General features: G+C 44.1%; 12 protein-coding genes. 8 read left to right on the forward strand and 4 right to left on the reverse strand.

Annotated elements, in window-relative coordinates; all coding sequences use genetic code 11:
* The first annotated feature begins 282 nt into the window (after nucleotides 1-282).
* From VHA02S_RS01115 to VHA02S_RS01125, 3 genes are all read left to right on the forward strand, one after another.
* Nucleotides 283-1,380 carry an efflux RND transporter periplasmic adaptor subunit gene (locus VHA02S_RS01115; RefSeq protein ID WP_005446613.1) on the forward strand — a complete coding sequence of 366 codons (1,098 nt, stop codon included), beginning with the start codon at nucleotides 283-285 and terminating at the stop codon, nucleotides 1,378-1,380.
* Entirely contained in the window at nucleotides 1,380-4,493 is a 3,114-nt protein-coding gene (vmeF, locus tag VHA02S_RS01120) for a multidrug efflux RND transporter permease subunit VmeF (protein WP_005446615.1), read from the forward strand. The genes VHA02S_RS01115 and vmeF overlap by 1 nt, the downstream gene beginning before the upstream one ends.
* A 227-nt stretch (nucleotides 4,494-4,720) precedes the next feature.
* Nucleotides 4,721-4,918, forward strand: coding sequence for a type II secretion system protein (locus VHA02S_RS01125; protein WP_009698330.1), 198 nt, complete (start codon nucleotides 4,721-4,723; stop codon nucleotides 4,916-4,918).
* A 102-nt stretch (nucleotides 4,919-5,020) separates the two neighbouring features.
* On the opposite strand, the gene VHA02S_RS01130 is transcribed toward VHA02S_RS01125, so the two are convergent.
* On the reverse strand, nucleotides 5,021-5,611 hold the full coding sequence (locus tag VHA02S_RS01130; protein WP_038899108.1) for a porin family protein: 591 nt from the start codon (nucleotides 5,609-5,611) through the stop codon (nucleotides 5,021-5,023).
* A gap of 202 nt (nucleotides 5,612-5,813) precedes the next feature.
* On the opposite strand from VHA02S_RS01130, the gene VHA02S_RS01135 reads away from it, so the two are divergent.
* Nucleotides 5,814-6,131, forward strand: a complete 318-nt coding sequence (locus VHA02S_RS01135; protein WP_005446621.1) for a DUF1244 domain-containing protein — start codon at nucleotides 5,814-5,816, stop codon at nucleotides 6,129-6,131.
* Nucleotides 6,132-6,203: 72 nt separating this feature from the next.
* On the opposite strand, the gene VHA02S_RS01140 is transcribed toward VHA02S_RS01135, so the two are convergent.
* Entirely contained in the window at nucleotides 6,204-7,298 is a 1,095-nt protein-coding gene (locus tag VHA02S_RS01140; protein WP_009698329.1) for a PLP-dependent cysteine synthase family protein, read from the reverse strand.
* Nucleotides 7,299-7,443: 145 nt separating this feature from the next.
* Here VHA02S_RS01140 and VHA02S_RS01145 point away from each other — a divergent pair, with 145 nt between their 5' ends.
* Together VHA02S_RS01145 and VHA02S_RS01150 are read left to right on the forward strand one after the other, a co-directional pair.
* Nucleotides 7,444-7,911 (forward strand): Lrp/AsnC family transcriptional regulator, encoded by a 468-nt coding sequence (locus VHA02S_RS01145; protein ID WP_017188345.1) that lies wholly within the window; start codon nucleotides 7,444-7,446, stop codon nucleotides 7,909-7,911.
* Between the two features lie 330 nt (nucleotides 7,912-8,241).
* Nucleotides 8,242-11,289 (forward strand): cadherin repeat domain-containing protein, encoded by a 3,048-nt coding sequence (locus VHA02S_RS01150; protein ID WP_038899107.1) that lies wholly within the window; start codon nucleotides 8,242-8,244, stop codon nucleotides 11,287-11,289.
* A gap of 57 nt (nucleotides 11,290-11,346) precedes the next feature.
* On the opposite strand, the gene tesB is transcribed toward VHA02S_RS01150, so the two are convergent.
* Complete coding sequence (gene tesB / locus VHA02S_RS01155) at nucleotides 11,347-12,207, reverse strand: acyl-CoA thioesterase II (RefSeq protein ID WP_005446627.1); 861 nt, start codon at nucleotides 12,205-12,207, stop codon at nucleotides 11,347-11,349.
* Nucleotides 12,208-12,374: 167 nt separating this feature from the next.
* Here tesB and VHA02S_RS01160 point away from each other — a divergent pair, with 167 nt between their 5' ends.
* Nucleotides 12,375-12,809 (forward strand): YbaY family lipoprotein, encoded by a 435-nt coding sequence (locus VHA02S_RS01160; protein ID WP_038899106.1) that lies wholly within the window; start codon nucleotides 12,375-12,377, stop codon nucleotides 12,807-12,809.
* Nucleotides 12,810-12,843: 34 nt separating this feature from the next.
* Here the strand turns inward: VHA02S_RS01160 and VHA02S_RS01165 are convergent, their stop codons facing one another.
* Nucleotides 12,844-13,146 carry a DNA base-flipping protein gene (locus VHA02S_RS01165; protein WP_005446629.1) on the reverse strand — a complete coding sequence of 101 codons (303 nt, stop codon included), beginning with the start codon at nucleotides 13,144-13,146 and terminating at the stop codon, nucleotides 12,844-12,846.
* Between the two features lie 273 nt (nucleotides 13,147-13,419).
* Between VHA02S_RS01165 and VHA02S_RS01170 the strand changes: the two genes are divergently transcribed.
* A complete protein-coding gene (locus VHA02S_RS01170; protein WP_005446632.1) occupies nucleotides 13,420-14,163 on the forward strand; it encodes a VP0952 family biofilm-associated protein in 744 nt (247 codons plus the stop codon).
* Nucleotides 14,164-14,184: the final 21 nt, after the last annotated feature.

A 14,184-nucleotide genomic window follows, 5' to 3' on the forward strand; every position in this document is an offset into this window, starting at 1 on the left:
AGGGTATTTTTATACTTAAGAATGTTTTCCCAACACATCTCTCAAGTGCGGAGCGCATCATAGCAAACTCGCTCAAGCTGTAAAGCGTTTTTCTTACGTTTTTAAGTTGAATGCTGCCTTTTTGGGCAAAGATGGTAGAAAGTCAGCGTTTTGTATGTCGTTTATACAAAAGAGAAACTGACTTTTTACTTGAATTTACACTACTTGACGTTAGGCGTCGTATCAACTGATAAACTGTAATCAGTTTAATGACATAAGTTTATCTGTTTAGTAGTCAAAATTATGAGTATGAGAGCCACTTTATCCGTTCTAACGCTTTCTATTTTAATGGCATCACCTGCGGCTTTTGCTGCAAAACGTGGTCCATCGACGGTTACGGTCGTAACTGAACAAGTAGAGACGCATCAAATCAACCAATCTCTATCATTGATTGGTAAGCTAGAAGCTGCCCAATCAGTGATTGTTGCTTCTGAAGTTGCTGGCAAGGTAAAAGATATCCCCGTAAAAGCCAATCAAAACGTTCAACAAGATCAGCTGCTCATTCTACTAAATGATGACAAAGCGCAAGCAGCATTAGTAGAAGCAAAAGCTTACCTAAAAGATGAACAGCGTAAGTTAAAAGAGTTTCAGCGTTTGGTGAAACGTAATGCCATTACTCAAACGGAAATTGATGCGCAAAAAGCAAGCGTAGAGATTGCGGAAGCGCGTCTAGATGCAGCAAAAGCTAACCTAGCGGATCTAAATATCAGTGCACCTTTTGCCGGTACGGTTGGTTTTATCGATTTTAGTCGAGGAAAAATGGTCAGTGCAGGCTCTGAGTTGCTGACGTTAGATGACTTGTCCGTAATGGAACTGGATCTGCAAGTACCTGAGCGTTACCTATCCATGTTATCTGTTGGTATGGAGGTTCACGCGACGACCAGCGCTTGGAGCGGTGTTGATTTTGTCGGTAAAGTTACAGGCATCGATACTCGTATCAGTGCAGAAACGTTGAACTTACGTATTCGTATCGAATTCGACAACCCAGAAAACCATCTGAAGCCAGGCATGCTTATGAATGCGTCTTTGGCATTCCCTGCGATTGAAGCACCAATTATCCCAGTTCAAGCGCTGGAATATTCCGGAACGAAGCGTTTTGTGTACGTTATTGATGAAGACAACAAAGCGAAGCGTCAAGAAGTGTTCTTGGGAGCACGTGTCGATAATGAAGTGGTGATTGAATCTGGTGTAGAGATTGGCGACAAGATCGTCGTGCAAGGTATTGTGAACATGCGCGATGGCGTCGAAGTGAAAGAAATCATCGCACCAGGAAAAGCGAAAACTGCGAATGCAACCAGTGAGCAGGGCGCGCAAGACGAAGCGGCTAAGGAAGCAAATTAATGTTACTTTCTGACGTTTCCGTAAAACGCCCTGTTGCGGCGCTGGTATTAAGCATGCTGCTATGTGTATTCGGCTTTGTGTCGTTTACCAAACTTGCAGTGCGTGAAATGCCAGATATCGAAAGTCCAGTTGTATCGATCAGCACTCGTTATGAAGGCGCTTCTGCAACCATCATTGAAAGCCAAATTACTTCGGTACTGGAAGATCAACTTTCGGGCATCAGTGGAATTGATGAAATTAGCTCCACTACGCGCAACAGCATGTCGCGTATCACCATCACTTTTGAATTGGGTTATGACCTTAATACCGGCGTAAGTGATGTTCGTGATGCGGTAGCTAGAGCACAGCGTTCGTTGCCAGATGAAGCTGATGATCCTGTTGTTTACAAAAACAATGGTTCTGGTGAAGCTTCTCTCTATATTAACCTCAGCTCATCAGAGATGGACCGCACACAATTGACGGATTATGCCGAACGTGTGCTTATGGACCGTTTCAGTTTGATCTCGGGTGTTAGTTCTATCGATCTGTCTGGTGGTTTGTACAAAGTGATGTACGTGAAACTCAAACCAGATCTGATGGCAGGACGTTCGGTTACTGCCTCTGATATTACAGCAGCGCTTCGTAGTGAAAACTTAGAAAGTCCGGGTGGTGAAGTTCGAAACGATTCGACAGTGATGTCAGTGCGAACTGCCCGTACATACAACACGCCAGAAGATTTCCAATACCTTGTGGTGAAACGTGCAAGTGACAACACGCCTATTTACCTAAAAGACGTGGCTGATGTGTTCATCGGTGCAGAAAACGAAAACTCGACCTTTAAGAGTGATGGTGTCGTGAACATCAGTTTGGGGGTGGTGCCTCAATCAGATGCGAACCCTTTAGAAGTTGCGCAGGCTGTGCGTTCTGAAGTGGATAAAATCCAGAAGTTTTTGCCAGATGGGACTCGTCTAGCTATTGATTATGATGCCACTGTCTTTATCGAACGTTCGATCGATGAGGTCTACAGTACACTCTTTATTACGGGTGGTCTGGTAATTCTGGTTTTGTACATCTTTATCGGTCAAGCACGAGCAACGTTGATTCCTGCGGTGACGGTACCAGTGTCACTGATTTCATCATTCATCGCTGCCTACTATTTTGGTTTCTCTATTAACCTCATTACTTTGATGGCGTTGATCCTGTCTATTGGTCTGGTTGTGGACGATGCAATCGTAGTAGTAGAGAACATCTTCCACCATATTGAACGTGGTGAATCACCATTATTGGCGGCTTACAAAGGTACGCGTGAAGTAGGTTTTGCTGTTATCGCCACAACGTTAGTTCTTGTGATGGTATTCCTGCCGATCTCCTTTATGGATGGCATGGTCGGTTTGCTGTTTACTGAATTCTCAGTTTTGTTGGCCATGTCGGTGATCTTCTCGTCCTTAATTGCTTTGACGCTTACTCCTGTTTTAGGCAGTCAAATTCTAAAAGCGAACGTGAAACCAAACCGATTTAATCAAGCCGTTGATAAGCTGTTTGCGAAATTGGAAGCAGGTTATCGTAAAGCGCTGCGCGGTGCGTTGAAAGTTCGTTGGGCTGCACCTTTGGTTATTATCGCGTGTATGGGTGGCAGTTACTTCTTGATGAATCAAGTGCCTGCACAGTTAACTCCGCAAGAGGACCGAGGCGTGATCTTTGCCTTTGTTCGTGGTGCTGATGCAACTTCCTATAACCGTATGTCAGCGAACATGGACATTGTAGAAGATCGCTTAATGCCGTTACTGGGGCAAGGATTCTTGAAATCGTTCAGTATCCAAACACCAGCATTCGGTGGTCAAGCGGGTGACCAAACGGGTTTCGTTATCATGATTCTGGAAGACTGGAACGAACGTGATGTCACTGCTCAAGATGCGTTGAATCAAGTTCGTAAATCACTGGCAGGTATTCCTGACGTTCGTGTCTTCCCATTCATGCCGGGTTTCCGTGGTGGATCGAGCGAACCAGTGCAGTTTGTCTTGGGCGGATCGGACTACGATGAGCTATTAGTCTGGGCAGAAATGCTCAAGAACAAAGCTGAAGAATCACCAATGATGGAAGGCGCTGAAATCGATTATTCAGAGAAAACGCCAGAGCTATTGGTGTCTGTCGACAAACGCCGCGCGGCTGAACTTGGCGTGAGTGTTCAAGACATTTCTGAAACTCTGGAAATCATGCTTGGTGGTAAAAGTGAAACGACTTATGTTGACCGTGGTGAAGAATATGATGTTTACCTTCGAGGTGATGAAAATAGCTTCAATAACGCGGCTGACTTAAGCCAGATTTACTTGCGCACTACCAGCGGTGAGCTAGTGACTTTAGATACGGTGACTAAGGTAGAAGAAGTGGCTGCATCGATTCGTTTGTCTCACTATAACAAACAGAAATCCATCACCATTACTGCCAACTTATCAGAAGGCTACACTTTAGGTGAGGCGCTTGATTTCTTAGACCAAGAAGCGATTGATAACCTGCCGGGTGATATTTCAGTGAGCTATTCTGGTGAATCAAAGGACTTCAAAGAGAATCAAGCCAGTGTTGCAGTTGTATTTGCCTTGGCATTGTTAGTTGCATACCTCGTATTGGCGGCGCAGTTCGAAAGCTTCGTCAACCCTCTAGTGGTAATGTTCACTGTGCCGATGGGGGTCTTTGGTGGCTTCCTTGGTTTGGTCGTGATGAGCCAAGGGATGAACATCTACAGTCAGATCGGCATGATCATGTTGATCGGTATGGTAACTAAGAATGGCATCTTGATCGTTGAGTTTGCTAACCAGTTACGTGACCGTGGCATTGAATTTGAAAAAGCGATTACTGATGCGGCAGCTCGTCGTCTACGTCCGATCATGATGACTGCATTCACAACACTTGCCGGTGCGATTCCTTTGATCATGTCGACAGGCGCGGGTTATGAAAGCCGTGTGGCTGTCGGTACGGTTATCTTCTTCGGTATGGGCTTTGCGACATTAGTGACACTGTTTGTTATCCCTGCGATGTACCGATTGATCTCTGCGAAGACACGTTCACCTGGTCATGTAGAGGCTGAGTTGAACAAAGCGCTAAGCCACGACACAAAAGGACGTATTGCTCATCCATAAGGTGTTACCGCTAAGACGTTGAATATAAAAGCCGAACAATTTTTGTTCGGTTTTTTTATATTTTCCGCTTGGCTATTTATAGATCTAATGATAATTATTGGTTGTTATTTCGCCACTTCTTCGAGGGGCACAGGACTCGCTCATCGTGTTTGACCGAATGATGGGTCTTGGCAGGCAATGTATCTGAGGATTAATACTTTGGCTGGCGTTACTATTGAGGTGTTCCCTTGAAAAAATTCCGTGGCAGTTACATGGTTGAGATGGTTTTAGTTGCTGGTGCAATGGCGCTATTAGCGACAACTGCGTTACCGCAGTTAACAGGTGCGATTCAAGATCGCCAAGAAAACATTTTGACCTCATTGGATGCGGGTCAAGGCAGTAGTCATGTGAAGCAAGACACCGCTGGTCAGTTTTCTGAACAATAAGTTGCTTAGTGACTCCGTGCAATAAATTCAAAAAAGCCGAGGTAATGACCTCGGTTTTTTTGTCTTCAATTCTGAACGTAATATAAGCTTGGGAAAGTCTGATTAAAAGCGTTTACCTAAGCTTACTTGGACACCTTCATAGCTGTCATAAAAGTTATCAAAGCCCATATCTGCCACATTGTAGATGTACTCAGCACGAAGCCAAATATCTTTACTCATGTCCCAGTGAATACCTGCACCAACGTTGAATAGCGCGCCAGAGTCATCGGTGACTTTTTGAACATCAGGAATGTACATTTCTGCTTGAGTACCCAATGCGGTCACGCGACCAAATAGTGACAATGGTGTATCACCCAAGTTATCGCTTGTTAGTACGGCTGACATACCTGCTTGGTAGTAATGAAGGTCTAAATCTGTCTTAAGAGAATCATTCTTAAGAGAATCATTCTTAAGTTCATTTTGTGAATAACGCAACACACCCTCAAACGCAAGGTATTGGTTTACGTTGTAGCCCCAGCCAATTGTAATATGAGGTGTTGACCAACCACTGTCTCGATCAGAACCAAACTCCGGCGTGTCGAAGCCCACATTACCAGTTCCAAGGTACAAATAAGATTGGTGAGTTTGTTCTTGAGTAGCGAAAGTTGGCAGACTCATGGTCAATGCAGATAATAATAGGATGGCGTTTTTCATAACTTGGCGATAACCTTTGTGAAAGACCGTTTTTAGAATTAGTATTAATTTAATCAATAAGATAACTGGCGGTTATCATATCAGTCTTTTGGGTGAGTGCGTGATTTTACAAGGAAATTTGTTGTAATGACGCAAATTTTAGACTCAGCACGCTCACTCATTTCTATGCTATGAACTGCGAGATAAATAAAAGGAAAGTAAAGTGGCTGAATTCAAGTACAAAAATCTAACCCAAGAAGAGCAAGACAAGCTTGATGCAGCGACATTTCGTCGCCTGTTGGCTCACTTGGATGAAAATAAAGACGTGCAAAACATTGATCTCATGATCCTTGCTGGTTTCTGCCGCAATTGCTTTAGCAAATGGTATAAAGCAGAAGCTGAAGAACTAGGTGCGGATATCGATATCGATGATGCTCGTGAGCGTGTCTATGGCATGACTTACGATGAATGGAAACAGAACCACCAACCTAAAGCAACGCCAGAGCAATTGGCTGCATTTGAAGCACGCCAGAAGAAGTGATTTTTCTGTATTAAGCAGATAAAAAATAGCCCGCTGATTGAGCGGGCTGTTTCTTTATTTGGCGTCTGAGTTTTACTCAGTGATTGGACCGCAACATGCTGGTTCAACGCAACCTTTTGACTGAATAATTTCAAGCTGTGCTAGGTAAGGTTGAATGTCACCGATGTTTTCTTTTACCCAATCCGTGTTGTAGTAAGTGTCTAGGTAACGTTCACCAGAGTCACACAGAAGCGTTACGATAGAGCCAGTCTCACCCCGTTGTTTCATCTCACATGCAAGCTGAAGAACACCATATAGGTTGGTGCCTGTCGACGCGCCAACTTTACGACCAATTAAGCCAGACAGCCAATGTGCTGTTGCTACGCTTGCAGCATCAGGAATTTTGCGCATTTCGTCTACCACACCTGCGATAAAGCTAGGCTCTACTCGTGGACGACCGATACCTTCAATCTTGCTGCCGTTTTCGCCTTTAATCTCTGCGTTGCCAGACTGGAAGTAGTCATAGAATACCGAGTTATCTGGATCCACCACACACAGTTTTGTGTCGTATTTTTGGTAACGAATAAAGCGACCAATGGTTGCCGACGTACCACCTGTACCTGGGCTCATTACAACCCAACTTGGGATTGGATGATCTTCCAACTCCATTTGGCTAAAAATAGAGTTCGCAATATTGTTATTACCACGCCAGTCAGTTGCGCGCTCAGCGTAAGTAAATTGGTCCATGTAGTGACCGTTTAGCTCTTTCGCTAGTCGACGAGACTCATCGTAAATTTGGTCTGAACGGTCAACAAGGTGCGCTTTGCCGCCGTAGAATTCGATTTGTTCAATTTTCTTGCGTGCCGTCGTTTTTGGCATCACCGCAATAAATGGTAAGCCAAGAAGACGAGCGAAGTACGCTTCAGAAACCGCTGTACTGCCTGATGATGCTTCGATCACCGTGGTTTCTGGACCAACCCAACCATTACAAATCGCGTAAAGGAACAGCGAGCGTGCCAAGCGGTGCTTTAGTGAGCCTGTCGGGTGGGTGCTTTCATCTTTTAAGTAGATATCGATGCCTTCCAAAGAAGGTAGATCTAACTTGAATAAGTGGGTATCTGCTGAGCGTTGAAAGTCTGCTTCGATTTTGCGTACAGCATTGTTGATCCAGTTGTGGTCAGTACACATAACATGACTCCTCGAAATTCTGTAGGGTAGTTGTTTTTGTCTATAGGGATAATCTACCTATAACTGCAGAGAAAAACTTTGCTATTATTGTTCTGTTATTTATCAAAAGTAGAAAAATTTTCTACATTAAAGGATTTTTATAGTAATGGGCTTAGATAAAATCGATAAGCAGTTGCTTTCTTTCCTCCAAAATGATGGAACCTTGTCATTAAATGACTTAGCTGAGCGAGTTAATCTGACGACCACGCCTTGCTGGAAGCGTTTAAAAAAGCTAGAAGATGAAGGCTATATTGAAAAGCGTGTCGCGCTACTGAGCGCGGAGAAGTTAGATTTATCCTTCATTGCGTTTGTGCAGCTCAAAACCAGTGATCACTCAGAAGGGTGGTATAACCATTTTGTGACGACCGTAAGTGATTTCCCTGAAGTGATGGAGTTCTATCGCATGGCAGGAGAATACGACTATATGATGAAAGTGGTCGTCAAAGACATGAAGTGTTTTGATGAGTTCTATAAACGATTGGTGAACAGTGTAAAAGGTTTATCCAACGTAACATCAACCTTTGCTATGGAACCGATAAAGTACACTACTGAGCTACCAATTTATGGCGTTTAATTTCTCTTTCACATCTCCGTGAGCGCCTTTTTAGGGCTCACTTCTTTTACCTCTTACAATTATTAGCACCTCAAAGTGTGATTTGGTGCTTATATTTTAACCTGTTGAAAACCCAATATTTATTATCGCTAATTTAATAATTTAACGTAAGGTAAACGTTTGCTTGTCTTTTATTTTTGCAAGTTTTCGAAAATTGTCGGCAATTTATGGATCTTGTGAATGTATTTCGGGGTTGATAGGTATGAAATTAATCCCAAATGGGGGTGGTGATGAATAAAACATCGTATTATTATCGCGCCACATTCCTGATGTAAGAAATTATTACAAAAAATGAAAAAATATTATTTTCTCTTGTTTTTCGCTGCTGTTATTGCAGGTTGCGGTGGTGGGGGCGGTGATTCCAAACCCGATAATTCAAACTCTTCAACTCAAACGACCAAGCAAAGCCGTGCTCAGTTAAAGGTAGAAGACACAACGCTTGCCTTTGATGGCGTTGGTCACGTTCTTAATACAACGATGAGCAATGTGCAGGGCACGATCACATACCAAATTCTTTCTTCAACACCTTCTAATGTGGTCCAAATTGATGAATCTGGGCAATTGCAAATTCTGCGCCCTGGCATCGCGAAGGTAAAAGCGACGGATAACAGCTCGATTTATGAGTCTTCTGAGGCAGAGTTCACTGTGACAGTGAGCAAAGGCACTAACCCCGATTTAGTGGTCAACGAACTCAATTTGAACGCATTGAATAAAGACGGTGAGTTATTGGTTGTTCGTGGTCAACGAGGCCAAATAAGCTTTGAAGTGGTTGATGGTGATGAGCACTTGGTTCGCGTAAACCAAAATGGTCGCGTGTATGCTATTGGAGCGCAAGGTCAGGCGCGAATCCGTATTCACGATACGGGAGATGATTATTACCAAGCGCGCGATATTTATGCCAATGTCCATGTTTTCCAAGTTGGTGCTGAACAATTACAGTTTGCGCCTCTAAGCCCTGTTTATAGGGACGGTTTAACGCTAGAACCAGTTCGACTGGATGACGTCGAAACTGAGAGTCTTACGTTTAAGCTTGCTGACAGTAACGTCCAATCCGATGTTGTTGAAATTCTTGATAAGAACACCGGTTTACTGTTGATTCATAACGCAGGGCAGGTCGAAATAGAGGCGACGGCAACATACAGCCAAGGTTTTGTTCAGCAGCAACAAACAGCCCGTTTTGTGGTGAACGTTGCCAAAGGTAAGCGTCAGCCGCTCAACTCTATCAATATCGCTGCAAACTACAGTGCTAACCAATCGCTGTATCCTCTCGTTAGCAATGCAAAGGGCGACTACTATTTTGATGTGGCTGAAGGGCAAGATGTTGTTCGTGTATCCCCAAATGGAGACGCTCTGATCATACAAGGTGTCGGTCAAGCAAAAATCGACATTATTGAGCGAGAAATACGCAATTTTCCTAATACGCAAACTCAAATCACGGTTGATATTGCTCCAGCACCGCACCCAGACATGGAAGATGTTGCAATTGCTCTCACTTATCAAGATGAGTTAACAGTTCCACTGCAGTTTGCTGGTCAGAAAGGCAAACTCAGTTTAGTTGATTCTATTCCTGAAGGGCTGCAAATTGCTGCCGGTAAAATCTATGTAAATAGAGCAGGCAGCTATACGCTGCGCTTTGAAGATGATGGTGGTGAGTATTATCAATCGACTCAGTTTGATGTCGTTCTTAATGTCGCCAAGGCTCAAGGCTCAGCAATGCCTGTGAAAGACTATGAGGTTGTATACAGCACAAATCATCAGTTCCAGTTATTACGTGATTTTGAGTTGCTCGCTTCTGGCGATGGAATTGAAGTTCTCGATAATACCCAGCCGAGTGTTGCTGATGCCATCGCGAATGGTCTGGTTCACGTGTATAAAGCGGGTGTGACAACCTTAACGTTACGTCGTAAAGAGAGTCAGAACTATACCGCGGGACCAGAGCAAACGGTAACCTTCACCATATTGAGTGCACCGAGTCGAATCCAGATTAGCTCTGATGTCGAAGTTAATTGGAACGCGCTTAAACCATCGGTAGCCAAACCGACAATTTCAGGGGTGGTTGGTCAGGTCAGCTATGCGTTTGCTGAAGGTTCAGAAACCGATGTGGTTTCATTAGACCCTAACTCAGGTGAAATGCGTATTCTGAATGCTGGCAACACAAGAATTGTCGTGTCTGATGTGGGCAATGAGCAATACTCCGCTGGACAAGCAAGCTTTAGTGTTACCGTTAAACCGATTGAGAGCCGTGCGACTATTGCCTATCCACAAGCGACATATGGCTCTGGTGACAAGTTACAACCTAATTTAAACGGTGATGGTGTCAAAGCTGAATATCGCTTGATCAACCAATCAGCGCCGTCTGTAAAAATGGCTTCAAACAATGGCGAGTTAACGATACTGCACGCTGGAGATTACATGGTTGAAGCCACGCTGACAGGACGTAACTACCTAACTAAAAAGGTCAGCTATCAGGGGAAAATAGGCAAAGCCGATCACCCTGGTTTATCTGTACTTCGCCAAGACGTAGAGTTTGAACCCTTCAAAGAAGTGGTGCTAGATTTTGGTCGAGCAATTGGCGAGCGCAGTTACGTACTACACAACACCAGACGTGAAAATATAGCGTCACTAGATCCTTCACGCGGTGTTATCACCTTAAAAGGTTATGATTCTAGTAGCGTTGTGCAAATTCGTATTGCTGAGAAAGAAACCCGCGATTACAAAGAGATGAGTGACACTCCGGTAACAGTAGCACTCAACCTCTCTGCTTCTGGTGTGGCGGATAAGTACACACATTTAACAAGTGGTCAAACGGTCGTTGGTAGTGAATTGAATGCACAAAGATTCGCTAATTTAGAAGAAAGTGAATTTGGTATTATGGGAGCGAGCTTATTACGAGAGCCTACAGATGCTGAATTGGTTGAGAATGGCGAAGGTAAAGTTGCCCTGTTGCTGATGAGGCCAACAGATAATGATGACCCAATGGCAGTGCGAGCTGTGTGGATGCATATTGCTCGTTTTGATGGCTGTAGTGCACTATTGGACCCTAATGATCCTCGCCCATTCTTAGCGATCGACTATTCAGCGGAAGGTTACTGTAAAACCGGTGCAACCATTCGTATGACTCGTTATTTGGTTATTGATGACAGCAAGCTTGAAAAAGGAACCAAATACGAGATGGTCAGCCCATTGATTCAGTACCGACGTGGACATCGCGAGTTTATGGCCACTAAGAGAGGAGGACAATACGCGGAACCAGGTGTGATTTATGGTGAAGGTGAGTACGGTCTTCCTGACAGCTTGTACGAGTGGTCTGTTGTTACTTTTGAATATCAAAAAAACTAACTGACATAAAAAGGAGTGCATAAGCACTCCTTTTTTAGTCCCAATTTGTGAGAAGAGCTATTTGGTAAAGCGCATCACACCTTCTTGAACGGCCGTTGCAACAAGATGACCTTGTTGGTTGTAGATTTCCCCACGAACTAGACCGCGAGTGTTACTGGCGGTTGGACTTTCAATTACATACAGCAACCACTCATCCATCTTAAACGGGCGGTGGAACCAGATAGAGTGATCGATGGTTGCCACTTGGAAGTTCGGAGTCATCAATGACACTTCGTGTGGATGAAGTGCCGTTGTTAGGAAGCCCCAATCCGACGCATAAGCTAGGAGATATTGGTGAATCAGTTGGTTCTCTGGCATTTCTCCATTGGCGCGAATCCATAGGTACTGTTTCGCTTCAGTTTTCTTAGGTTTCAATGGGTTTACGATGTTGACTGGGCGAGTCTCGATAGGTTTTTCGCCACAGAATGTTTTGCGTAAACGCTCGGGTAAGAATTCTGCAATATGGCTGGCAAGCTCAGTTTCCGAAGGGAAATTCTCCGGCCCAGGAATATCTGGCATGGTGTTTTGATGATCAAAACCAGGAGCATCGCCATGATAAGACGCCGTTAGATAGAAAATAGGACGACCATTTTGAATCGCTTTGACTCGACGAGTACTAAAGCTGCGCCCGTCACGTAGGTTCTCTACGTCATAGATGATTGGTTTCTCTGGATCGCCAGGATAGAGGAAATAACTGTGAAACGAGTGCACTGTGCGTGCGTCCTCTACAGTGTAACGTGCAGCAGATAATGCCTGTCCAATAACCTGGCCACCGTAAACTTGAGGTAAACCTAGGTTCTCGCTTTGACCACGAAACAAGCCTTCTTCTAGTTTTTCGAGTTGTAGTAGGCTGAGCAATTCTCTTAGTGGTTTACTCATGATGTCTCCTCACCTTGTTTTTATTGCTGCTTCAATTATGAAACAAAATCAACTGTTTGATAATTTCTAACTTAGTCAAACTATTGTCAAATAGATAAGCGTACAGCAGACAGTTTAATAATCTCCCTCTATACTTAGCGCGAATTGATACACCCGTTGAGGAAACTATGAAAAAAACACTACTACTTGTTACTTCTTTACTATTCGGTGCTGCACTAGTGGGTTGCCAAACTTCTCAAACAACAGAAATGGAATCAGCTGAGGCGTCTATGAAGACAATTACAGGTACAGTGGCTTATCGCGAGCGTATTGCACTGCCTCCGCACGCAGTCGTTACGGTTGCGCTAGAAGATGTTTCTCTTGCGGATGCCCCAGCTAAAGTACTAGCGAAACAAACATTCGAGACAGAGGGTAAACAAGTACCTTTGGCATTTGAACTGAGCTACAACAGCAACGATATCAAACCAAACCACCGTTACAGCCTACGTGCTCGTATCGAAGTGGATGGTAAATTGCGCTTTATCAATGACACAAGCATTCCTGTCATTACAGATACAGAACAAACGCACCAAGCAAACATTCGTCTTGTTGGTACTCGTTAATCGTTAGCCAAACTGATTGTTAAAATGGCAGCCATTAAGGCTGCCATTTGTATTTTCTGAGCGAGACTTTTCCAATCTCAGATACCTCAATTCCCTCAGCTTCAAGCTTTTGCTTTTGTCTTTCCAGATCGCGACCTTTCAACGAAATCTTCCCCTGACTATTTATGACACGAAACCATGGCAGTTTACTGCCTTCGGGTAGATTACCTAACGCTTTACCAACATGCCTTGCGTAGCCCGGATAGCCAGCCATTTTGGCAATTTCACCATAAGTAGAAACACGTCCGGTGGGAATTTGGTGAATTACAGCAAAGATTTGCATTAAAAATTGGTCCATACTGAAAGTGTCCATTGTTGTTTACCAAGGAATGGTAATACACAAGACTTGTACTTCGCTATCAGTTCTTGCTCCTTAACATCATTTGTCGCTCATCTTTCTTCACCGCCTTTTATTGTTTATTTTGTGAGCTGCAAGTGATCTTTCAGAGTAAGTTGGAAATACAAAAACAAGCTTATGCTTAGTTTACATATAGACCCGCTCAACGACTTTTAATGCCCAGTTTGACATGCCGTTGAGTTACCAAGTTGGTTGGGGAAGCCAGGAGGCGCTATGATTTTTTCGACACTTCAATTTCTTATTACGACTCTTCTTGCCGTGGTGTGTGCTCGTGCCATCAGTTTGAGCGAAGGAGAGATCCCCGTTCTCGCCTTAATGATTCCCGCACTGTGGATATTGCCACAAGGAGGAATTGCCGGTTTGATTCTGCTCGGTGCCATGACCGTTTATGGTGTCACTCTGTCGATGCAGCCGATTGCATTGTCAGTGGGCGTTTTGATCCTATTCCCACTATTAATGGTCGTGTTCTCACGTCGTAGTTCACTAGGCGTATTGCTTACCGCTGGTCTGATTGTATTGACCTTACAAGTAGGCATTATGGTGACACAACAAGCCGGGAAGCTTGATGGCTCTGCGTGGTTGACAGTGGTACAAACCTTATCAGTGATAGTCATGTGGTGGGCAGCAAATCATTGGAAACCTTCAGAAAAACACAGTTGGTGGTCATTGCTGTTGTTGCTGCCACTGTGGTTAGCTGATTTGCCTTATGCTGTGCTTGTCGCACTAAGTATTACGGGAATTCTGGCTTCTATGGAGGCGTTAACTAAGATTCGAAATTCGATGCGTTGGGGTAAGTTGCTCTGCTGGACTTTGCCGACCGTAGGGTTCGCTGCATTAGTCGTTAGCCCAAACATTGAAGTACCAAACCCTGTCTTTGTTGTTTGGATTTGTTTGCTCGGAACGGCTTGGATGACGGACTACATCTTACGTAGTAGCGATGAGCAGGCAGAGTTATGAAATAGTTGTAGTCGCTCTGGG

This window comes from Vibrio harveyi NBRC 15634 = ATCC 14126 = KCTC 12724, assembly GCF_001591145.1.
Taxonomy (GTDB): domain Bacteria; phylum Pseudomonadota; class Gammaproteobacteria; order Enterobacterales; family Vibrionaceae; genus Vibrio; species Vibrio harveyi.

Excerpts from the sequence above, each read along its gene's own strand:
- VHA02S_RS01165 (WP_005446629.1), bottom strand. The coding sequence starts at position 13,146 with ATGGACCAATTTTTAATGCAAATCTTTGCTGTAATTCACCAAATTCCC.
- VHA02S_RS01150 (WP_038899107.1), top strand. The coding sequence starts at position 8,242 with ATGAAAAAATATTATTTTCTCTTGTTTTTCGCTGCTGTTATTGCAGGT.
- VHA02S_RS01115 (WP_005446613.1), top strand. The coding sequence starts at position 283 with ATGAGTATGAGAGCCACTTTATCCGTTCTAACGCTTTCTATTTTAATG.
- VHA02S_RS01130 (WP_038899108.1), bottom strand. The coding sequence starts at position 5,611 with ATGAAAAACGCCATCCTATTATTATCTGCATTGACCATGAGTCTGCCA.
- VHA02S_RS01140 (WP_009698329.1), bottom strand. The coding sequence starts at position 7,298 with ATGTGTACTGACCACAACTGGATCAACAATGCTGTACGCAAAATCGAA.
- vmeF (WP_005446615.1), top strand. The coding sequence starts at position 1,380 with ATGTTACTTTCTGACGTTTCCGTAAAACGCCCTGTTGCGGCGCTGGTA.
- VHA02S_RS01170 (WP_005446632.1), top strand. The coding sequence starts at position 13,420 with ATGATTTTTTCGACACTTCAATTTCTTATTACGACTCTTCTTGCCGTG.
- VHA02S_RS01160 (WP_038899106.1), top strand. The coding sequence starts at position 12,375 with ATGAAAAAAACACTACTACTTGTTACTTCTTTACTATTCGGTGCTGCA.
- tesB (WP_005446627.1), bottom strand. The coding sequence starts at position 12,207 with ATGAGTAAACCACTAAGAGAATTGCTCAGCCTACTACAACTCGAAAAA.
- VHA02S_RS01145 (WP_017188345.1), top strand. The coding sequence starts at position 7,444 with ATGGGCTTAGATAAAATCGATAAGCAGTTGCTTTCTTTCCTCCAAAAT.